This window comes from Pseudomonas agarici (assembly GCF_001543125.1).
Lineage (GTDB): Bacteria > Pseudomonadota > Gammaproteobacteria > Pseudomonadales > Pseudomonadaceae > Aquipseudomonas > Aquipseudomonas agarici.
The window spans coordinates 875,658-895,147 of the sequence record NZ_CP014135.1; the positions used below are offsets into that span (position 1 = coordinate 875,658).

The 19,490-nt window shown below is 60.9% G+C and carries 19 protein-coding genes; 13 read left to right on the plus strand and 6 right to left on the minus strand.

The features are described from left to right. Position 1 precedes the first annotated feature (1 nt). Both AWM79_RS03970 and ydcS read right to left on the minus strand, forming a co-directional pair. A complete protein-coding gene (locus tag AWM79_RS03970; protein WP_026013052.1) occupies positions 2-1,027 on the minus strand; it encodes an ABC transporter ATP-binding protein in 1,026 nt (341 codons plus the stop codon). Between the two features lie 201 nt (positions 1,028-1,228). Further along, positions 1,229-2,380: a putative ABC transporter substrate-binding protein YdcS gene (gene ydcS, locus AWM79_RS03975; RefSeq protein ID WP_017130823.1), complete on the minus strand. Its 1,152-nt coding sequence runs from the start codon at positions 2,378-2,380 to the stop codon at positions 1,229-1,231. A gap of 291 nt (positions 2,381-2,671) precedes the next feature. Between ydcS and AWM79_RS03980 the strand changes: the two genes are divergently transcribed. The 7 genes from AWM79_RS03980 to AWM79_RS04015 all read left to right on the plus strand — a co-directional run bounded on the left by AWM79_RS03980 (position 2,672) and on the right by AWM79_RS04015 (position 9,664). Continuing rightward, on the plus strand, positions 2,672-3,391 hold the full coding sequence (locus AWM79_RS03980; RefSeq protein ID WP_017130824.1) for a tellurite resistance TerB family protein: 720 nt from the start codon (positions 2,672-2,674) through the stop codon (positions 3,389-3,391). A gap of 142 nt (positions 3,392-3,533) precedes the next feature. Continuing rightward, a protein-coding gene (gene prfB / locus AWM79_RS03990) for a peptide chain release factor 2 (protein WP_143063213.1) occupies positions 3,534-4,629 on the plus strand; the annotation gives its coding sequence in 2 pieces (ribosomal slippage) (positions 3,534-3,605 and positions 3,607-4,629; 1,095 coding nt in all). A 105-nt stretch (positions 4,630-4,734) separates the two neighbouring features. Beyond that, positions 4,735-6,237, plus strand: a complete 1,503-nt coding sequence (lysS, locus tag AWM79_RS03995; RefSeq protein ID WP_017130827.1) for a lysine--tRNA ligase — start codon at positions 4,735-4,737, stop codon at positions 6,235-6,237. A gap of 103 nt (positions 6,238-6,340) precedes the next feature. Next, a complete protein-coding gene (locus AWM79_RS04000; protein WP_060782194.1) occupies positions 6,341-7,057 on the plus strand; it encodes a TetR/AcrR family transcriptional regulator in 717 nt (238 codons plus the stop codon). Positions 7,058-7,091: 34 nt separating this feature from the next. Next, positions 7,092-8,369, plus strand: coding sequence for a flavohemoglobin expression-modulating QEGLA motif protein (locus AWM79_RS04005; RefSeq protein ID WP_060782195.1), 1,278 nt, complete (start codon positions 7,092-7,094; stop codon positions 8,367-8,369). A gap of 57 nt (positions 8,370-8,426) precedes the next feature. Next, a complete protein-coding gene (locus tag AWM79_RS04010) occupies positions 8,427-9,341 on the plus strand; it encodes an alpha/beta hydrolase (protein ID WP_017130830.1) in 915 nt (304 codons plus the stop codon). Then, positions 9,338-9,664: a PA3694 family proteiin gene (locus AWM79_RS04015; protein WP_017130831.1), complete on the plus strand. Its 327-nt coding sequence runs from the start codon at positions 9,338-9,340 to the stop codon at positions 9,662-9,664. Before AWM79_RS04010 ends, AWM79_RS04015 begins: the two co-directional genes overlap by 4 nt. A 118-nt stretch (positions 9,665-9,782) precedes the next feature. Here the strand turns inward: AWM79_RS04015 and lptF are convergent, their stop codons facing one another. From lptF to AWM79_RS04030, 3 genes are all read right to left on the minus strand, one after another. Further along, a complete protein-coding gene (gene lptF, locus AWM79_RS04020; protein ID WP_017130832.1) occupies positions 9,783-10,574 on the minus strand; it encodes a lipotoxin F family OmpA-related lipoprotein LptF in 792 nt (263 codons plus the stop codon). 58 nt (positions 10,575-10,632) lie between these two features. Further along, the gene (locus tag AWM79_RS04025) at positions 10,633-11,055 is read right to left on the minus strand and encodes a DUF4398 domain-containing protein (RefSeq protein ID WP_017130833.1); all 423 of its coding nucleotides are present in this window, start codon (positions 11,053-11,055) and stop codon (positions 10,633-10,635) included. A gap of 286 nt (positions 11,056-11,341) precedes the next feature. Further along, complete coding sequence (locus AWM79_RS04030) at positions 11,342-11,686, minus strand: hypothetical protein (protein ID WP_017130834.1); 345 nt, start codon at positions 11,684-11,686, stop codon at positions 11,342-11,344. 384 nt (positions 11,687-12,070) lie between these two features. On the opposite strand from AWM79_RS04030, the gene ppc reads away from it, so the two are divergent. The 5 genes from ppc (at position 12,071) to AWM79_RS04055 (ending at position 17,882) form a co-directional block, all read left to right on the plus strand. After that, positions 12,071-14,701, plus strand: a complete 2,631-nt coding sequence (gene ppc / locus AWM79_RS04035; RefSeq protein ID WP_060782196.1) for a phosphoenolpyruvate carboxylase — start codon at positions 12,071-12,073, stop codon at positions 14,699-14,701. Positions 14,702-14,989: 288 nt separating this feature from the next. Then, a complete protein-coding gene (adk, locus tag AWM79_RS04040) occupies positions 14,990-15,637 on the plus strand; it encodes an adenylate kinase (protein ID WP_017130835.1) in 648 nt (215 codons plus the stop codon). 88 nt (positions 15,638-15,725) lie between these two features. Then, positions 15,726-16,400: a tRNA (adenosine(37)-N6)-threonylcarbamoyltransferase complex dimerization subunit type 1 TsaB gene (gene tsaB / locus AWM79_RS04045; RefSeq protein WP_017130836.1), complete on the plus strand. Its 675-nt coding sequence runs from the start codon at positions 15,726-15,728 to the stop codon at positions 16,398-16,400. A 299-nt stretch (positions 16,401-16,699) separates the two neighbouring features. Beyond that, complete coding sequence (locus tag AWM79_RS04050; protein WP_017130837.1) at positions 16,700-16,999, plus strand: hypothetical protein; 300 nt, start codon at positions 16,700-16,702, stop codon at positions 16,997-16,999. Between the two features lie 13 nt (positions 17,000-17,012). Next, positions 17,013-17,882 (plus strand): DUF72 domain-containing protein, encoded by an 870-nt coding sequence (locus tag AWM79_RS04055; protein WP_017130838.1) that lies wholly within the window; start codon positions 17,013-17,015, stop codon positions 17,880-17,882. A gap of 72 nt (positions 17,883-17,954) precedes the next feature. On the opposite strand, the gene AWM79_RS04060 is transcribed toward AWM79_RS04055, so the two are convergent. Continuing rightward, positions 17,955-18,569, minus strand: a complete 615-nt coding sequence (locus tag AWM79_RS04060) for a hypothetical protein (protein WP_017130839.1) — start codon at positions 18,567-18,569, stop codon at positions 17,955-17,957. A 92-nt stretch (positions 18,570-18,661) separates the two neighbouring features. Between AWM79_RS04060 and AWM79_RS04065 the strand changes: the two genes are divergently transcribed. After that, positions 18,662-19,444, plus strand: a complete 783-nt coding sequence (locus tag AWM79_RS04065) for a class I SAM-dependent methyltransferase (protein WP_060782197.1) — start codon at positions 18,662-18,664, stop codon at positions 19,442-19,444. The last annotated feature ends 46 nt before the right edge of the window (positions 19,445-19,490 follow it).

The following is a 19,490-nucleotide window of genomic DNA, read 5'->3' on the forward strand; positions in this document are numbered from 1 at the left end:
GTCACACCTCACTTGCCAGCACGGTCATGGCCTCCTGCGCCCAGCGCGCGGTGATGCGCTGGCCAGTCTGGTGTTGGAAGCGGGTATCCGGCCACTGGGTGTTGGCCTGGCTGATATTCAGGGTCTGGCCGTTTTCCAGTTTCAGCTCATAGCGGGTGGCGCTGCCCTGGTACTGGATATCGTGGAGTAGGCCGCTGACCTCGACTTCATGAGCCTGTGCCGGGCCTTCGGCGAAGCGCACGTGTTCCGGGCGGATCGAGAAGGGCAGGTCGCTGCCGCTCAACTGCCTGGCCAACTCGCCGCGAATCACGTTGGAGGTGCCGACGAATTCGGCGACGAAGGCGGTGGCCGGTTTCATGTAGAGATCGCGCGGTGTGTCGACCTGTTCGATGCGACCCTTATTGAACACCGCTACGCGGTCGGACATCGACAGCGCTTCGGTCTGGTCGTGGGTAACGAAGATAAACGTGATGCCCAACTGTCGTTGCAGTTTTTTCAGTTCGCCCTGCATCTGCTCGCGCAGCTTGAGATCCAGCGCGCCCAGGGGTTCATCGAGCAGCAGCACCCGTGGGCGATTGACCAGGGCTCGGGCCAGAGCCACGCGTTGGCGCTGGCCGCCGGACAGTTGCACCGGTTTGCGATCGCCGTAGCCTGCGAGGGCGACCATGTCCAGGGATTCCTCGGCGCGCTTCAGGCGTTCGCGCTTGCCGACGCCTTTGACTTTCAGGCCGTAGGCGACGTTGTCGCGCACGTTCATGTGAGGGAACAGCGCATAATCCTGGAACACGGTGTTCACGTCACGCTGGTACGGAGGCTGCCCGGCGGCTTCTTCGCCGTGGAGGCGAATCGAGCCGGCGCTGGGTTGTTCGAAGCCGGCAATCAGGCGCAGGCAGGTGGTCTTGCCCGAGCCGGAGGGGCCGAGCATGGAAAAGAATTCGCCGTCCTGAATGTCGATGGAAACCCGGTCAACGGCTTTTACTTCGCCGAATTGACGGGAAACATCAGTGAATTGGACTGCTGGCGTCATCATGCGGTGCTCCAAAAAAGTCTGTGTGGCGAGGGGACCTGTCCTGGACTTCTGGAAAGTCTGAATTGAATAACGATAGGGCCTATGTGGCGGGGGCGCCCCGCGCCCTGTCCGGCACAGCGCAATCTCTGATTTCAGCGCCGCCGCGCAGCCCGGCGCGAACCCGCCTGCTCGCCACGGGCGCGAGCGGCGTCACCGGCCTTAGCGACCGCCCATGATCGCAATATAGTCCTGGGTCCAGCGGCTGTAGGGGACAAACTGGCCACCCTGGGCCTGCGGGGTTTTCCAGAAGGCAATCTTGTCGAAGGAGTCGAAACCGTTGGTCTTGCAGCCTTCGGCGCCGAGTAGTTCGCTTCCCTTGCACGCCGCCGGAACGGCCGGCAGCGAACCGAACCATGCCGCTACGTCACCCTGGACCTTGGGCTGCAGCGACCAGTCCATCCATTTGTAGGCGCAGTTGGGGTGTTTGGCATCGGCGTGCAACATGGTGGTGTCGGCCCAACCGGTGACGCCCTCCTTTGGAATGGTCGAGGCCACGGGTTGTTTGTCGGCTTGCAGGCCATTGACCATGTAGCCCCAGGAGCTGGAGGCGGCGAGGCCTTCGTTCTTGAAGTCACTCATTTGCACGGTCGCATCGTGCCAATAGCGGTGCACCAGCGGTTGTTGGGCGCGCAACAATTCGAGGACCGCCTGGTATTGGGTCTCGGTTAATTCATAGGGGCTCTGGATTCCCAGCTCCGGCTTGGCGGACTTGAGATACAGCGCCGCGTCGGCGATATAGATCGGGCCGTCATAGGCTTGCACGCGCCCCTTGTTCGGCTTGCCGTCCGGCAGGTTCTGCGCGTCGAAGATCACCGCCCAACTGGTTGGCGCCTGCTTGAACACGTGAGTGTTGTACATCAGCACATTCGGGCCCCACTGGTAAGGGGTGCCGTAGGTCTGTTTGTCGACCACGTACCACGGGGCATTCTTGAGGCGCGAATCGAGGTTCTTCCAGTTCGGGATCAACTCGGGGTTGATCGGCTGCACCCGTTTGCCGGCGATCAAGCGCAACGAGGCGTCGCCTGAAGCGGTGACCAGGTCATAGCCGCCTTTGGCCATCAGACTGACCATCTCATCGGAGGTGGCGGCGGTCTTCACGCTGACCTTGCAGCCGGTTTCCTTCTCGAAACCGGTGACCCAGTCATAAGCCTTGTCACTTTCACCACGTTCGATATAACCCGGCCAGGCGACGATATCGAGTTGGCCTTCAGCGGCGCCGACAGCTTTCAGCGGTTCGGCGGCCTGGAGGCTGACGCTGGCCAGCACGGCGGTGGTGAGTGCGCTGAGTAGCGCGGTCTTGTGCGCGAACATGGGGTTTCCCTCTCTTTTAATTAGGGCCGGGACAGTAGTCGAACAGGTGATACATGTCGGTTGTGGCTGCTTGTTTAGGCTCGGCAGGTTCATGGGTGAAATACCTTGCCGTTTTTTCCGACACGCGGTTTTTATGGATGTACGCCAGTGTAGATCTTTTTAATCGATGGCTTGATTGACGAGTCAGGATTCAGGCAACAAGCCGCGCAACATTTGGAAGCACTCTTGCCGACAACCATCTGACCGGTCGTTTTACTCTGTGGGTCCATTCGCCGTTTGCGCAGGCTACCGATGAATACCCGTGGGTTGCTCGATCAATTACTCAAGTCCGGCCAGGATCTGCTGCAGAACCGGACCGGCGACAGACAGGACAAATCCGCTGATAAAGGCGCGCTTGGCGGTCTACTCGGTGGCGGCTCAAGTGGTTTGGGCAGCCTGCTTTCCGGGGCGGGTGGCGGTGCGTTGGCGGCGGGAGCCATGGGCGTGCTGCTCGGCAACAAGAAGGCCCGCAAGTTCGGTGGCAAGGCGCTGACCTACGGTGGCCTGGCGGCGCTGGGGGTGTTGGCCTACAAGGCCTATGGCACCTGGCAGGCGCAACAGGCGAGTGCGCCTCAGGGCGAACCGCAAACTCTCGACCGCCTGCCGCCGGCGCAGGTCGAGCAGCACAGCCAGGCGATTCTCCAGGCACTGGTGGCTGCGGCCAAGGCCGATGGGCATGTCGATGCCCGCGAGCGGGAGTTGATCGAAGCCGAGTTCAGCAAGCTGGGCTGCGACCGAGAGCTGCAACAGTGGTTGCATGACGAATTGAACAAACCCCTGGACCCCGCCGATGTGGCCCAGGCTGCGGCAACGCCGGAGATAGCCGCGCAAATGTATATCGCCAGCGTGCTGCTGGTGGACCAAGAAAACTTCATGGAGAAGGCGTATCTGGACGAGTTGTCGCGACAACTGCGACTGGAACCAGGATTGAAGCTGGAGCTGGAACGGCAGGTGCGGCAGGCGTCGCTGTAAGCGGCGTTTGTAAAAATGCTGTCGGCCAGGTCTGATGCCGAAGCAGACTTTGCTCTCCACCCCGCCAAGCGGGCTGCCGGGATGGTGACAGTTGGGGTATACTCGCCGGCTTTCAAAAGTTCACCGACGAGTGCTGCCCGCCATGGAAATCAACCCGATCCTTAACAGTATCAAGGACCTGTCCGAGCGCTCCGAAACTATTCGGGGGTATCTTTGACTACGATCAAAAGCATGAGCGCCTGACCGAAGTCAATCGCGAGCTTGAAGATCCGGCTGTCTGGAACAACCCCGAATACGCCCAGAACCTGGGCCGCGAGCGCTCTGCGCTGGCCCAGATCGTCGAAACCCTGGATGAAATGTCCGCTGGCCTGGCCGATGCCCGGGACTTGCTGGAAATGGCTGCCGCGGAAGAAGACCAGGGGGCCGTCGATGACGTAGCCGCTGAAGTGGAACGTCTGCGCGAAGCCTTGGAAAAGCTGGAGTTTCGTCGCATGTTCAGCGGCGAAATGGACCAGAATCACGCCTACCTGGATATCCAGGCCGGTTCCGGCGGCACCGAAGCCCAGGACTGGGCCAACATCCTGCTGCGCATGTACCTGCGTTGGGCTGACAAGCGAGGTTTCGATGCGACCATCATGGAACTGTCCGCCGGCGAAGTGGCCGGAATCAAGGGCGCAACCGTGCATATCAAGGGCGAGTATGCCTTTGGTTGGCTGCGCACCGAGATCGGCGTACACCGTCTGGTGCGCAAGAGTCCGTTCGACTCCGGCAACCGTCGTCACACCTCGTTCTCGGCGGTATTCGTGTCGCCGGAAATCGATGACAACATCGAAATCGACATCAATCCGGCCGACCTGCGGATCGATACCTATCGTTCCTCCGGTGCCGGTGGTCAGCACGTGAACACCACTGACTCGGCGGTGCGTATCACCCACGTACCGACCAACACCGTGGTCAGTTGCCAGAACGAACGTTCCCAGCACGCGAACAAAGACACCGCGATGAAGATGTTGCGGGCACGCTTGTATGAACAAGAAGTGCAGAAGCGCAACGCCGCTTCCCAGGCCCTGGAAGACACCAAGTCGGACATCGGCTGGGGTCACCAGATCCGCTCCTACGTACTCGATGCCTCGCGGATCAAGGATCTGCGGACCAACATCGAGCGTAGCGATTGCGACAAGGTGCTGGACGGCGACATCGACGAATACCTGGTGGCCAGCCTCAAGCAAGGGCTGTAAGCCGGACCACCGGCCTGGCGGGAGGTCGCGCTGGTGCAGCGTGACCCGCCCGCGAACCCCGGCGAATGCCCGGGGCAACGAACCTGTGATGGAAAATCTGAAGACATGAGCGACCAACAACTCGACCCGCAAGCCCTGCAACAGGAAGAAAACGCCCTGATCGCCCTGCGCAAGGAAAAGCTTGTCGCCGAGCGTGCCAAGGGCAACGCCTTCCCGAACGACTTCCGCCGCGACGCCTACTGTGAAGACTTGCAGAAACAGTACGCGGACAAGACCAAGGAAGAGCTGGCAGAGGCGGCGATCCCGGTCAAGGTTGCCGGTCGCATCATGCTCAACCGTGGCTCCTTCATGGTGATCCAGGACATGTCCGGGCGCATCCAGGTCTACGTCAACCGCAAGACCTTGTCGGAAGAAACCCTGGCGGCGGTGAAAACCTGGGACCTCGGTGACATCATTGCAGCCGTTGGCACCCTGGCTCGTTCCGGCAAGGGCGACCTGTACGTTGAAATGAGCGATGTGCGCCTGTTGACCAAATCGCTGCGCCCGCTGCCGGACAAACACCATGGCCTGACCGATACCGAAACCCGCTATCGCCAGCGCTACGTCGACCTGATCGTCAACGAAGAGGTCCGCCAGACCTTCCGCGTGCGTTCGCAAGTCATCGCCCATATCCGTCACTTCATGATCAAGCGCGACTTCATGGAAGTGGAAACGCCGATGCTGCAGACCATTCCTGGCGGCGCTGCGGCCAAGCCGTTCGAAACCCACCACAACGCACTGGACATGGGCATGTACCTGCGCATCGCACCGGAGCTGTACCTCAAGCGTCTGGTGGTCGGAGGCTTCGAGCGTGTGTTCGAGATCAACCGCAACTTCCGCAACGAAGGCGTGTCGACCCGGCACAACCCTGAATTCACCATGTTGGAGTTCTACCAGGCCTACGCCGACTACGAAGACAACATGGACCTGACCGAAGAGCTGTTCCGTGAATTGGCCCAGGCTGTCTTGGGCAGCACCGATGTGCCATACGGCGATAAGGTGTTCCACTTCGGCGAGCCCTTCGCGCGTCTGTCGGTGTTCGACTCGATTCTCAAGTACAACCCGCAACTCACCGCCGAAGACCTGCTGGACATCGACAAGGCGCGCTCGATCGCCAAGCAAGCGGGTGCCAAAGTGCTCGGCTTCGAAGGCCTGGGCAAGCTGCAGGTGATGATTTTCGAAGAATTGGTCGAGCACAAACTGGAGCAGCCGCACTTCATTACCCAATACCCGTTCGAAGTCTCGCCACTGGCTCGGCGCAACGACCAAAACCCGAATGTCACCGATCGTTTCGAGCTGTTTATCGGTGGTCGTGAAATCGCCAACGCCTATTCTGAGTTGAACGACGCGCAAGACCAGGCTGAGCGCTTCCAGGCCCAGGTGGCTGAGAAAGATGCGGGTGACGACGAAGCCATGCACTACGACGCCGACTTCGTGCGCGCCCTGGAGTATGGCATGCCGCCCACGGCCGGCGAAGGGATCGGCATCGACCGTCTGGTGATGTTGCTCACCAACGCCCCGTCGATCCGCGACGTTATCCTGTTCCCGCATATGCGGCCTCAAGCCTGATTGTGCCGAACAGAAAGCCGCCTTGACCAGGCGGCTTTTTATTAGTGGTAGGATGCTACTGATTCTTATTTCATCTTTCTTTGATCGCTGAGGGAGACCTGTCGTGAACCGCGCAATAGCTCAAAAGGGCGCCGCTGGCATCGCCACTGCGGTAGCTGAAAGCGTCCAATACCAAGGGCGCAAGGCCAGCCGACATGGCAGTGAGCAACGGCGACAGGATATTCTCGATGCGGCCATGCGCATTGTCGTGCGTGAGGGCGTGCGGGGTGTGCGCCATCGTGCGGTGGCTGCCGAGGCGTGTGTGCCGTTGTCCGCTACCACCTATTACTTCAAGGATATCGATGACCTGCTGACCGATACCTTCGCCCAATATGTCGAACGCAGCGCGGCTTTCATGGCCAAGCTGTGGGAAAACACCGAAGGAGTGCTGCGCCAGATGCTGGCCCACGGTGATGGCAGTCTGGCTTCGCGGGGCCAATTGGCCGATGATATTGCCCAGATGACCGCCGATTATATCCAGCGCCAATTGCACAACCGTCGGGAACACCTGATGGCCGAGCAGGCGTTTCGCCAGGAGGCCTTGCTCAATCCGCGCCTGGCGATGCTGGTGCGTTCCCATCAGCAGATTCTGCTGCAGGGTACTTGCCAGTTTTTCCAGGTCCTGGGCTCCAGGGAGCCAGAACAGGATGCCAAGGTGTTGACGGCGATTATCGGACGGATGGAATATCAAGGCCTTCTCAGCGAAGCGCAGCCCGAGGCGGAACAAGACAGGCTCGGGATCCTCACACGTTATCTGCATCTGGTGTTGGCGTCCGTCTAGTGGCAGTCACCGAAGCAACGATCAGGAGTTTTCCTTGGACGATTACCAACTGACGATACGCAGCCTGTCCGACCGCATTGTGCTGGCACAGACACCGATTCGTGTACTCGATGCGGTGAAGTGGGACGAGAACATCCGCCACGGTTTTCTCAAGGCCAAGGGCAAAGAAATGCCGGCGGTGGACCGCGAATATTACACCTCGCGACCTTTGTCGTTCGACGCCAACGCGGTGAAGCTGGAGTTCCAAAATATTGAGCGGGACATCACCCGTCAGCTCGGGCAGTTCAACCCGGTCGGGCAGATTATGCGACGCATGTGCAAGGAATACCGCATGGTCGTGCGCATGCTCGAAGCGCGAGGCACCGCGGACTTTGGGTTGATCTCCCAGGAACTCTACGGTGCGGCCTCCGATGCGTTCCATGCCGGGGATCCGACCCTGGCGGACCTGGGGCTGATGCTTTCCGACTATTTGAACAATATCGACGGCCGTGGCGACCTCAAGGATGAACCCAAGACATTGACCGCCAAGGATGCCGTCGAACTGCTGCAGAGCCGCTTGAACAAGGTGTTCGGCGAGGCTGAGGAAACCATCCGGGTGTTCGAGTCCGATGGGATCGTCGCTGATGCGGCGGCCGGTGCCGACTACATCAAGATTCGCGCCGATGCGCTGTTCAATTCGCGGGATGTACGCGCGCTGGAGGTCCACGAAGGCCTGGTGCATGTCGGTACCACGCTTAATGGCTTGAACCAACCGATCTGCACCTTCCTGTCCAAGGGCCCGCCATCCTCGACGGTCACCCAGGAAGGCCTGGCGATCCTGATGGAAATCATCACCTTCGCCTCCTATCCGAGCCGCCTGCGCAAGCTGACCAACCGGACCCGGGCCATCGACATGGTGGAGCAGGGCGCGGACTTCCTGCAGGTGTTCGAGTTCTTCCGCGAGCAGGGTTTTGAGATGGCGCAAAGCTACGGTAATGCCAGCCGGATCTTTCGTGGGTCGACGCCTACGGGGCTGCCGTTTACCAAGGACTTGTCTTACCTCAAGGGCTTTATCATGGTGTACAACTACATTCAGTTGGCCGTGCGTAAGGGTAAGCTGGAGCAGGTGCCGTTGTTGTTCTGTGGCAAGACTACATTGGAGGACATGCGCACCCTGCGCCAGTTGGTGGATGAAGGCTTGGTGGTCCCGCCCAAGTACCTGCCGGAACAGTTTCGCGATATGAATGCGCTGTCGGCCTGGATGTGTTTCAGCAACTTCCTGAATCACTTGAGCCTGGATCGGATCGAGGCGGATTACTCCAATATTCTGTGAGAGGCTCCCACAGTGGGTTGTCCTTGTTTCCAATAACTATCGCGAGGTTTCGAACGGATGAGAATCCTCGGCATCCTGTGCCTGCTGCTGACCCTCAACGGCTGCAGTTCCCTACTGTTCTATCCCGAGCCGGGCCTGCCGTTCACTCCGGATAACGCTCATCTCCAATACCGCGATATCACCCTGACAACCGCTGACGGTAAGCGCTTGCGTGCCTGGTGGCTGCCGGCCAGGGCCGGGGTGCCGGTCAAGGGCACGGTGCTGCACCTGCATGGCAATGGCGGCAATCTGTCCGCGCACTTGGGCGGTAGCGGGTGGTTGCCGGAGCACGGCTATCAGGTGCTGATGCTCGACTATCGTGGCTACGGCGTATCCGAAGGCGAGCCGAGCCTGCCGGCGGTTTACCAGGATATCGATGCGGCGTTCGACTGGCTGCAACAAGCCCCCGAAGTGCAAAACAAGCCCCTGGTGGTGCTGGGCCAGAGTCTGGGCGGAGCCTTGGTGGTTCACTACCTGGTGGAACGCCACCCCGACTATCAGTCGCGCCTCAAGGCCCTGGTATTGGATGGTGTGCCAGCCAGCTATCGCTCCGTCGGACGCTTCGCCCTGGCGGGTTCCTGGCTGACCTGGCCCATACAGGTGCCGTTGTCCTGGCTGGTGCCGGACCGCGATAGTGCGTTGGACGCCATGCCGCGCTTGACCGGTGTGCCAAAGCTGATCTTCCAGAGTATCGACGACCCACTGGTGCCGATGTCCAACGGGATTGTCCTGTATCAGTCGGCGCCACCGCCACGGGTGCTGCAACTGACCCGTGGCGGTCATGTGCAGACCTTCGCCGACCCGACCTGGCGCCAGGTGATGCTGCGCTACCTGGAAGATCCGCAACACTTCAACGGCCTGCGCCGATTGGGCGAGATCCCCAATTACCCCGCCGTGCCGAATTCGCAAGTTGAACCAGAGAGTGTGCAATGACTGAAGAACGCAACGCCATTCCCCTGATTATCACGGGTATCGTCAGCATCATCGGTACGGTGGGGTGCCTGTGGTACTACGGCTACCTGCATTTCGCCAAGCCGGAGGATGCGCTGCTGCTCAAGCAGTTCACCCTGCTCAAGACCGTGCCGGGCGAGGACTACAAGGTGTCCCTGACCCCGGCCAACGAAGTCGCGCAGTGCATCGATGGTGTGCTGGTATTGTTCGACACCGAACAGAAAGGCCTGAGCGGTGTACTGATCAACGACCAGAAGCAGGCGGTGCGTTGCATGGGCCAAGAGACGCCGAAACTGGTGCAGTGACGTTACCGGATCGTCCGATTGCTCCTCTGCTTCGTGTGGCAACGATCAACGGATCAACAATTGAAAAGTCCCCGTCTGATCGGATCAGACGGGGACTTTTCATGGAAGGGGCAACCGATCAGTAAGCGCTTGTGACCGACGAACGTGGCGCCACAGGTTGGTTGTCGTTGGAAATGGTCACCTCCACGCGACGGTTCATGGCTCGTCCCGAGACACTGCTGTTATCCGCCACCGGATACTCCTTGCCATAACCTTGGGTGACGATGCGGGCAGGGTCCACGCCCATCTTGATCAGGGCAACCTGGACCGAGGTCGCGCGCCGCTCGGACAGGCTTTGGTTGTACGCCGCCGCGCCGGTGCTATCGGTATAGCCTTCGACAATCACCTTGCGGTCCGGGTTTTCCTGGAGGAATTGCGCCAGCTTGTTGATGTTGACCAGGCCGCTAGACTTCAAGTCGGCCTTGTTGGTGGCGAACAGCACGTCACCGAAGGTCACCAGTGTGCCGCGCTCGGTCTGTCTGGCGTTCAGGCTGTTCTGCAACTGCTTGATCTGCGCGTCACGGGCATCCAGGCGAGCTTGTGCCCGTTGTGCCGCCGCATTTTTCAGGTTGGCTTCGGCGGTGCGCAGGGCGATGGTCTGCTTGGCCACTTCCACCCGCTGGTTGGTCAGGTAGGCCAGTTGGTCGACGGTCTGCTCTTTTTCACCGTTCTGGTAGGCCTTGTCGGCCTTGTCCAAGTAATCACTGGCGTCCTTGGTTTCCAGGGCCGCGACCTTGCTCGCCTGTGGATTGCTCTGTAGGCCGGAGAAGTTGGTCCGGGCCTGCTCCAGGCTGGCGTTGGGCTTCGATGAGCAGGCTGCAAGCGCTACGCTCAGAGCCAGAAGGGCAGGGATCATCAATTGTTTAGGCATAGTGGTTCGTCCTTATCTATCCATTGAAACTTCAGGGTGCGGGAGGCGATGCACAGGCTTATTGCGCGGGCTGCACGGAGCGTTGGCTTTCCTGGCGCAGTTCCTGAACGCCTTTCTGGGAGTCCTTCAACGCCAGTTCGGCCTTGGTGGCCTGGGCCTTGCGCTCGGCGACGCGGGCATCCCATTCGGCTTGTTCGGCCAAGCGCCGGGCGTCGTCGTATTTCTTGTCATGCATGGCCAGCTCGGCTTGTTTGAGCTTGTCCTGGGCCGACTTCATTTCGACGGCGGCGTATTCGGTACCTCCGGCGCTGACCGCGCTGTTGACGGCAGATTGTGTCACCGCGTACTGCTCGCTCGGCGGGTTCCCGGCGCAACCGGCCAGGATGAAGCTGGTGCCGAGGGCCAGCGCGGCCAGTTTCAGCCCATGCAGGTGGTTAAACGAGGATTTGGCGGTGCTGGTCTTCATGGTCTTCAACTCCATTGGATAACTCCTGAAAAACATCAATACCCATCACCGTCCCGAGGGCCTTCGGCATCGATCCCGCCCTGCCGGTCGGGGGCGTCTTACGGCGCCTGTTTCGATGATGGCTGTTGGCTGTGACCTGCGGCTTTTTTGAATAGTTCAGGAAAAGATGGCTAATTGCCCGAAAAAATATTGATCGATCGGTCAATGCAAAAAAACTGAACTTTGGCGACGCGCGGCGGTATCCCGGAATCGGAGTGGAGCCAGGGATACCGGGGCTTTGAGGAGAGAGTCCGTTAAGGTTTCAGTGCTTTGGCTCATCGGCCTGGGAGGCCAAATCGTGCAAGTAACGACGTGACAGCATGAGAAAACGTGGCGTTGCGCCAATGTCCTCATAAAGCGGGTCACCCTCTTCGTCGGTGGTGACCACATGCGGTCCCTGGACATAGGGAAAGCTCGCTTCGAGTTCTTCCAGGGCCGCTCCGATCAACTCGCCCAACAGCTCCTGTGGGCTGCGTTTGGGGTACATTTCGGTAATCGCGGCGAGACGAGCAGCGGCTTCCAGGTCCAGATGAATGGTATACCCGGTATCGGTCAGGCGACCCTTGGCATGTTCTTCCCAGTGCTGGGCTAGCTCGCGGATTTTCATATCGACCTCAATTCGCATCCGCCGATGGCGGCTATTGATGAGTGGCCGGACTGGCATTTAGAGCCGGTGGGGCGAGTTCCGTTAGTCAATTTCGGCGCCACAGGCCCCAAGCCCGTGTCGCTGTGGCTCACCATGGCGAACTATGACGTGTCACCTGGCCATGGCGGTATGGCGTTCGAACGTGAGCCAACGCAACCCCACAGAGCCCAGTCAGGGCTGGCGACCCGCTCTTGTAGGGCCTCATCATCAGACTAGCTGCTGGAGACGAGGTTCAGCGGAGAATATTTGCCGGCCAGCAATTGCTCGGTCGGCTTGTAAGCTTTCGTCGCTGTGGTGCACTCTTGGGTTCGGGAACCGCCTCAGAGTCCACCGGAGAGCCTGTCGATGTCCGATATTGATGTGCGTTTGCGTGAAGACGTTCACCTGTTGGGTGAGCTGTTGGGCAATACCATCCGAGACCAGCATGGCGATGAGTTTCTCGACAAGATCGAGCGGATTCGCAAAAGCGCCAAGGCGGATCGCAGCAACTGCGCGAGTGCGCAGTTGAGCGCCAGCCTCGATGATCTGGGTGACGACGAGTTGCTGCCGGTCGCTCGGGCCTTCAACCAGTTTCTCAACCTGGCCAATATCGCCGAGCAATATCAACTGATCCATCGGCGCGACGAGTCCCAGCCGGCGCCGTTCGAGTCGCGAGTGTTACCGGAACTGCTCGCCCGCCTGCGGGCGGAAGGCCATGGCGCTGAGTTCCTGGCGCGACAACTGGGCCGCCTGGACATCGAGTTGGTGCTCACCGCGCATCCTACCGAGGTGGCGCGTCGCACGCTGATCCAGAAATACGACGCCATCGCCGCGCAACTGGCGCTGCAGGATCACCGTGACCTGACCGGGGCCGAGCGCGAACAGATCCGCCAACGTTTGCAGCGGCTGATCGCCGAGGCCTGGCACACCGAGGAAATCCGTCGTACCCGACCGACCCCGGTGGATGAGGCCAAGTGGGGCTTTGCGGTGATCGAGCATTCCCTCTGGCAGGCGATCCCGAATTATCTACGCAAGGCCGACCAGGCCCTGCATGCCGCCACCGGCCTACGCCTGCCGCTGGAGGCCGCGCCGATTCGCTTTGCCTCCTGGATGGGCGGCGACCGCGACGGCAACCCGAATGTCACGGCCAAGGTTACCCGCGAAGTGCTGCTGTTGGCACGCTGGATGGCCGCCGATCTGTATCTGCGCGATGTCGATCACCTGGCCGCCGATCTGTCGATGCAGCAAGCCAGCGAGGCCTTGCGTGCCCAGGCGGGTGACAGCGCCGAACCTTATCGCGCGGTGCTCAAGCAATTGCGCGAACGGCTGCGCACCACCCGCCAGTGGGCTCATGCTTCGCTGGCGGTGACCCAGTCGGCTTCGGAGGCGGTGCTGCAGAACAATAGCGAGTTGCTGGAGCCGTTGCAGCTCTGCTATCAGTCCCTGCACGAATGCGGTATGGGCGTGATCGCCGATGGACCGTTGCTCGACTGTCTGCGGCGGGCGGTGACCTTCGGGCTGTTTCTGGTCCGCCTGGACGTGCGCCAGGACGCGTCGCGACATGCTGGCGCCCTGAGTGAAATCACTGACTATTTAGGGCTGGGGCGCTATGAAGACTGGAATGAAGAGGCGCGCCTGACATTCCTCACGAGTGAGTTGGCCAACCGTCGACCGCTGCTGCCGGCGTACTTCGAGCCCTCGGTGGACACCGCCGAAGTGCTGGCGACCTGCAAGGAGATCGCGGCGGCACCGGCGGCCTCGCTGGGCTCCTATGTGATCTCCATGGCGGGCGCGGCCTCCGATGTGCTTGCGGTGCAACTGTTGCTCAAGGAGTCCGGGGTCTTGCGGTCGATGCGCGTGGTGCCGCTGTTCGAGACCCTGGCCGACCTGGATAACGCCGGCCCGGTCATGGAGCGCTTGTTGCTGTTGCCCGGTTATCGCGCGCGTCTGCAAGGCCCGCAGGAGGTGATGATCGGCTACTCCGACTCGGCCAAGGACGCCGGTACCACGGCGGCGGCCTGGGCGCAGTATCGGGCTCAGGAGCGGCTGGTGGAAATCTGTCGGGAACAACAGGTCGAACTGTTGTTGTTCCACGGTCGCGGCGGTACTGTCGGGCGTGGCGGCGGTCCGGCCCATGCGGCGATCCTGTCGCAGCCGCCAGGCTCGGTGGCAGGGCGTTTGCGTACCACCGAACAGGGCGAGATGATCCGTTTCAAGTTCGGTCTGCCGGACATCGCCGAGCAGAATCTCAACCTTTATCTGGCTGCCGTGCTCGAAGCCACCTTGCTGCCGCCACCACCTCCACAGCCGGCCTGGCGCAGCCTGATGGACCAATTGGCGGCGGACGGCCTCAGTGCCTATCGCGCCGAGGTGCGGGACAATCCGCAGTTCGTCGAGTATTTTCGCCAGTCGACCCCGGAGCAGGAACTGGGGCGCTTGCCGCTGGGCAGTCGTCCGGCGAAGCGCCGGGCCGGTGGCATCGAGAGCCTGCGGGCCATCCCGTGGATCTTCGGCTGGACCCAGACGCGCCTGATGCTGCCGGCCTGGCTGGGCTGGGAAACGGCCTTGCGCAAGGCGCTGGAGCGCGGTGACGGCGAACTGTTGGAGCAGATGCGCGAGCAGTGGCCATTTTTCCGCACACGCATCGACATGCTGGAAATGGTCCTGGCCAAGGCCGACGGCGACATTGCACGGTCCTACGACGAGCGTCTGGTGCAAGCTGAACTGCTGCCGCTGGGGGTGCATTTACGCGACCTATTGTCGCAGGCATGTGCGGTGGTTCTGGGCTTGACCGGCCAATCGCAACTGCTTGCCCGTAGCCCCGAGACCCTTGAGTTCATTCGCGTGCGCAATACCTATCTGGACCCGTTGCACCTGTTGCAGGCCGAGCTGCTCGCCCGTTCGCGTCGCCAGGAAGCTGCCCAGGACAGCCCGCTGGAACAGGCTTTACTGGTGTCTGTGGCGGGGATTGCCGCCGGACTGCGCAATACCGGCTAACGTGCCCGGAGATCGCGGACGCAGGTCGCCACACAAAAAGACACGGCTCCTGACTGCGCGGTGGTTTTTTGTGTGGCGACACTTTGTGGTTGGGTTGCGAGATGCGATAGCGCGTTTGCGCTGCCATGGTGGCACTGATTATTGCGACTTTCGGCGGCTTGTGTGGGGTCGGTCGGCTGTGTATCTTGATCAACCTTTGGCCGTTTGGGCGGCCATCACCCTATTGTTGAGATTGGCCCCACGAGGCGAATCCGAGCGTTTCTAAATAAAAAATTGAGGAGCACATCGATGCGCGTCATTCTGCTGGGAGCTCCCGGTGCCGGTAAAGGTACTCAGGCTAAGTTCATCACCGAAAAATTCGGCATCCCGCAAATCTCCACGGGTGACATGCTGCGTGCGGCGGTCAAGGCCGGCACCGAGCTAGGCATCAAGGCCAAGGGCATCATGGATGCCGGCGGCCTGGTTTCCGATGACCTGATCATCGCGCTGGTCAAGGACCGTATTGCCCAGCCCGATTGTGCCAAGGGCTTTCTGTTCGACGGTTTCCCACGCACCATTCCCCAGGCTGAAGCGCTGGTGCACGCCGGTGTCGAACTGGACAACGTGGTCGAGATCGCCGTCGACGACGAAGAGATCGTCCAGCGCATCGCCGGTCGCCGTGTCCACGAAGCTTCCGGTCGCGTCTATCACATCGTCTACAACCCACCCAAGGTCGGAGGCAGGGATGACCTGACTGGCGACGAGTTGATCCAGCGCAAGGACGATACCGAGGAAACCGTGCGCCATCGCCTGTCGGTCTATCATTCCCAGACCAAGCCGCTGGTGGATTTCTACCAGAAGCTGGCGGCCGCCTACGGCAAGCCCAAATACAGCCACATCGCTGGCGTCGGTTCGGTCGAAGTCATCACCAACAAGGTGCTCGATGCCCTGAGCTGATGATTGCCAGCCTCTACAACAGCCCGCTTGCGGGCTGTTGTTGTTTATACTGTCGCACTTTTTTCACTCTGACCTGACGGAAACATCGATGAGCACCTTGCTGGCCCTGGACACCGCGACTGAAGCCTGCTCCGTTGCCTTGCTGCATAACGGCAAGGTCACGAGCCACTACGAGGTGATCCCGCGCCTGCATGCGCAGAAGCTGCTGCCAATGATCCAGCAATTGCTGGCCGACGCCGGCATCGCGCTGTCGGCGCTGGACGCCATTGCCTTTGGTCGCGGACCGGGCGCTTTCACTGGCGTGCGGATCGCCATCGGCGTGGTCCAGGGCCTGGCGTTCGCCCTGGAGCGACCGGTGTTGCCGCTGTCCAACCTGGCGGTGCTGGCGCAGCGGGCGTTTCGCGAGCATGGCGTCAGCCAGGTCGCGGCGGCTATCGATGCGCGGATGGATGAGGTGTACTGGGGCTGCTACCGCGAAGCAGCCGGGGAAATGCGCCTGGTCGGTGCCGAGGCGGTGCTGCCGCCGGAAGTCGCCGCCCTGCCGGAGGGGGCCAATGGCCCATGGTTCGGTGCGGGGACCGGCTGGGGTTATGGCGAACGGATTAACGTCGTCCTCGCCGGTCAGGATGCTGGCATGCTGCCCCATGCCGAAGACCTGCTGACCCTGGCGCGATTCGCCTGGACGCGTGGCGAAGCCGTGGTTGCCGACGACGCGCAGCCGGTTTATCTGCGCGACAAGGTCGCGACCCCGAAGGCCCGTTGAGATTGCCAGGTTGATAGAGAGGCGTCTCATCGCGTAAGACCCATTGGCTTCTCACCGGCAAGCCGGCTCCCATAGGGATCTGCGCTGCTCGATAAATTCCAAGCTAAACTGAACCTTGACCCCAACGGATAGAAAACCCAGCCGGGTCAGTCAAAAATGTGCCGTCCGTCATGTTTTGCAGCGATGGATGTACTGGTGTGAAAACCTTTTCCAGGTTCTGTGGTCTGGTTATCACTCGGGCAATAGCTATGTGCGGTGCGTGCTGCTAAATTGCCATCATCTACACCGGGCCTGCCTCAATGCGTATAGACGGTGCTTCATCACAGTCCTACCCCATCAAGCGCAAACCCCGCAAAGTTGGCGTGGTGCTCGATGGCGATGAGGAAGTGCTGGACAGCGAAACTGACGATCTGTCGGACATCGCCGCTCGCGCTCAAGCCGCTGGCGGTCGCCTGGCCAATTTGCCCGCCCGCCCGCAGGATATGATCTTCCCGCGCTCGATGAGCAAAAGTGTCGCGACCGCCTTGGCCAGCTACCTGACCACTGCCGGTTTTGTCGAATGGGATATGGAAGTACTGGGGCTCGACCTGCATATCTGATCTAATCAGTGTCATGACCGGTCCCGTTCTGCCTTACTACCTTGGTTGCCCTTCCTGGAGTGAAAACGCCTGGCGCGAATTTCTGTACCCGGAAAACGCCCGTCCGACCGATTTCCTCGATCTCTATTCTCAGGTCTTCAACGCGGTTGAGGGCAACACCACCTTCTATGCGCGGCCGGCGCCGGCTACCGTCGAACGCTGGGCGCAGGTCATGCCCGGACATTTTCGCTTCACCGCCAAGTTCCCCCGCGATATCAGTCATGGCGGCGATTTGCGTGAGCAAGCGCCGGCAGCCGAGGGCTTCCTGCAACTGCTTGCACCGCTGGGGGAGCGCGTGTCGCCGCTATGGTTGCAATTGCCGGCGAGTTTCGCCCCCCATCGCCTGAGTGAACTGGTCGGTTTCATCGACGATTTGCAGCGACCGCTGGCCATTGAGGTCCGCCACCCGGAATTCTTCGCCAGAGGCGATGCCGAGCGGATGCTCAATCGCCTTCTGCTCGACCGTGGCGTGGAGCGCATCTGCCTCGATCCCCGGGCACTGTTCAGCTGTACTTCGACCGAACCTTCGGTGGTGCACGCCCAGTCGAAAAAACCCAAGGTACCGCCACGTCCGGCGGCCTTTACCCAGTGCCCTCAGGTGCGTTTTATCGGCCATCCGGAACTGGCGGCCAATGACATCTTTCTCACGCCCTGGATCGAGAAAGTCGCCGTCTGGATCGAGGAGGGGCGCACGCCGTATATCTTCCTGCACACTTCGGACAACCGCCTGGCGCCGGAGCTGGCTCGACGTTTTCATCAGCGCCTGATGGCACGTTTGCCTGGCTTGCCGGCACTGCCTGAGCTATACAGAGAGCCCGCTGTGGAGCAACTCGGGTTGCTCTGAGGGCGATACGGTTCGGCAGGATCAAGCCGATGTTCAACGCGTGAGAAAAGGGTTGAGACAGGGAGTGGCGGCTCAGGCCGCCAGGCGCAGGTTGTGGGCCACCAGCGGGCGAGCCCAGAGCAGGTCGTAGTCCATTGCTTGCTGTTGCCGGGCCAGTGTCTGCTCGTCGAATGGCACAGGTGGTTTTTCCAGCAGGTCGAGTTCGAATTCGGCGATTGGCAAGTGCAGCGGGCGCGGTCGTGGCGCTACGCCGGGATTGGGCAGCGGCTGACCGGCACTGAGTACGAGCGGGCGAACCCAGCCGTTATCGAAATCCTGTTGGTGCTGTTGCGCGACGATTTCGTCGTCCGGATAGGGCGGTGCGGGTTTTTTCAGCAGGTCCAGTTCAAACTCGGCGATGGGCAGGAACAGCGGCTCCGGCGGACGAATCGGCGTTTCGGTGACATCGCAGTGCCGCTGGTCAACGATCTGCGCGAGCATTTTCGCCCCTGCGGTCGGCTCGACCGGACCATCGACCGGCAGATCGACAGCAGCTTGTTCGGGCGCATCACCCACTTGCTCGGCCATGGCCCGGACAAAGAAATCCTGCCACAGATGGCTGACGCCGCTCAGTGCTTGGGAATTTCGCAAGCCGTAATCGCCGACCGGCGATAGATAACCTATGGATGTGCGTTGAAAGTCTGACATAGCTCTCGATCGACGCCCGGCTCTGGCAATATGGTGGATACTTCTGTTATCGACAGTTTTTGCCGATCATTAAATTTTTGAGCGTGTTTTTCATGAGTGAGCAGCAAGCGGCCATACGAATCAGTGTCGAGGCTTTGGCCGTAGAGTTTCAGCCTCAGGCCGAGCAATGGGCTGCACGGCTGGGGCTGCCCCTGCAGGAGCCGGGGGCTGAGTTTGCCTTGCAGGTCGGCGAGCGGGGATTGCAACTGCAGCAGCTCGGGCCGGATGCGCCGGGCCCGGTACGGGTGGATTTCGTCGAAGGCGGCGCTGCGCATCGTCGCCTGTACGGTGGTGGCAGCGGCCAGATGATCGCCAAGGCGGTCGGGATCCAGCAAGGAGTGCGTCCGCGGGTACTCGATGCCACGGCTGGGCTGGGCAAGGATGCGTTTGTGCTGGCCAGCCTGGGTTGTGAGATGAGCCTGATCGAGCGTCAGCCGCTGATCGGCGCGTTGTTGGAAGATGGCCTGCTCCGTGGTCAGGATGATTTCGATGTGGCGCCAATTGTTGCGCGCATGCGCCTGCTCAAGGGCAACTCGATCGAAATGATGCGCCACTGGGAAGGTGAGCCGCCACAAGTGATCTACTTGGATCCGATGTTCCCGCACCGGGAGAAAACCGCCTTGGTGAAGAAGGAAATGCGCCTGTTTCGGCCATTGGTCGGCGATGATCCTGATGCCCCGGCATTGCTTGAGGCCGCGTTGGCGCTGGCCACTCACCGAGTGGTGGTCAAGCGCCCGCGCAAAGCGCCGTGCGTTGCCGGGCTCAAGCCCAGCCATGCCCTGGATGGCAAGTCGAGCCGCTACGATATCTATCCGAAGAAAGCGCTAAAGCCCTGAAGCCAGCGGCTGGCCCTGAATGATTCAGGGTCTGGCCTCACCACCT

What these genes read in the sequence shown, in the direction of transcription:
- AWM79_RS04055 (WP_017130838.1), top strand. Translation starts at nt 17,013, where the DNA reads ATGACCGGTCCCGTTCTGCCTTACTACCTTGGTTGCCCTTCCTGGAGT.
- AWM79_RS04050 (WP_017130837.1), top strand. Translation starts at nt 16,700, where the DNA reads ATGCGTATAGACGGTGCTTCATCACAGTCCTACCCCATCAAGCGCAAA.
- AWM79_RS04010 (WP_017130830.1), top strand. Translation starts at nt 8,427, where the DNA reads ATGAGAATCCTCGGCATCCTGTGCCTGCTGCTGACCCTCAACGGCTGC.
- AWM79_RS03980 (WP_017130824.1), top strand. Translation starts at nt 2,672, where the DNA reads ATGAATACCCGTGGGTTGCTCGATCAATTACTCAAGTCCGGCCAGGAT.
- ydcS (WP_017130823.1), bottom strand. Translation starts at nt 2,380, where the DNA reads ATGTTCGCGCACAAGACCGCGCTACTCAGCGCACTCACCACCGCCGTG.
- lysS (WP_017130827.1), top strand. Translation starts at nt 4,735, where the DNA reads ATGAGCGACCAACAACTCGACCCGCAAGCCCTGCAACAGGAAGAAAAC.
- tsaB (WP_017130836.1), top strand. Translation starts at nt 15,726, where the DNA reads ATGAGCACCTTGCTGGCCCTGGACACCGCGACTGAAGCCTGCTCCGTT.
- adk (WP_017130835.1), top strand. Translation starts at nt 14,990, where the DNA reads ATGCGCGTCATTCTGCTGGGAGCTCCCGGTGCCGGTAAAGGTACTCAG.
- AWM79_RS04030 (WP_017130834.1), bottom strand. Translation starts at nt 11,686, where the DNA reads ATGAAAATCCGCGAGCTAGCCCAGCACTGGGAAGAACATGCCAAGGGT.
- AWM79_RS03970 (WP_026013052.1), bottom strand. Translation starts at nt 1,027, where the DNA reads ATGACGCCAGCAGTCCAATTCACTGATGTTTCCCGTCAATTCGGCGAA.
- AWM79_RS04060 (WP_017130839.1), bottom strand. Translation starts at nt 18,569, where the DNA reads ATGTCAGACTTTCAACGCACATCCATAGGTTATCTATCGCCGGTCGGC.
- AWM79_RS04015 (WP_017130831.1), top strand. Translation starts at nt 9,338, where the DNA reads ATGACTGAAGAACGCAACGCCATTCCCCTGATTATCACGGGTATCGTC.
- AWM79_RS04065 (WP_060782197.1), top strand. Translation starts at nt 18,662, where the DNA reads ATGAGTGAGCAGCAAGCGGCCATACGAATCAGTGTCGAGGCTTTGGCC.
- AWM79_RS04025 (WP_017130833.1), bottom strand. Translation starts at nt 11,055, where the DNA reads ATGGAGTTGAAGACCATGAAGACCAGCACCGCCAAATCCTCGTTTAAC.
- ppc (WP_060782196.1), top strand. Translation starts at nt 12,071, where the DNA reads ATGTCCGATATTGATGTGCGTTTGCGTGAAGACGTTCACCTGTTGGGT.
- lptF (WP_017130832.1), bottom strand. Translation starts at nt 10,574, where the DNA reads ATGCCTAAACAATTGATGATCCCTGCCCTTCTGGCTCTGAGCGTAGCG.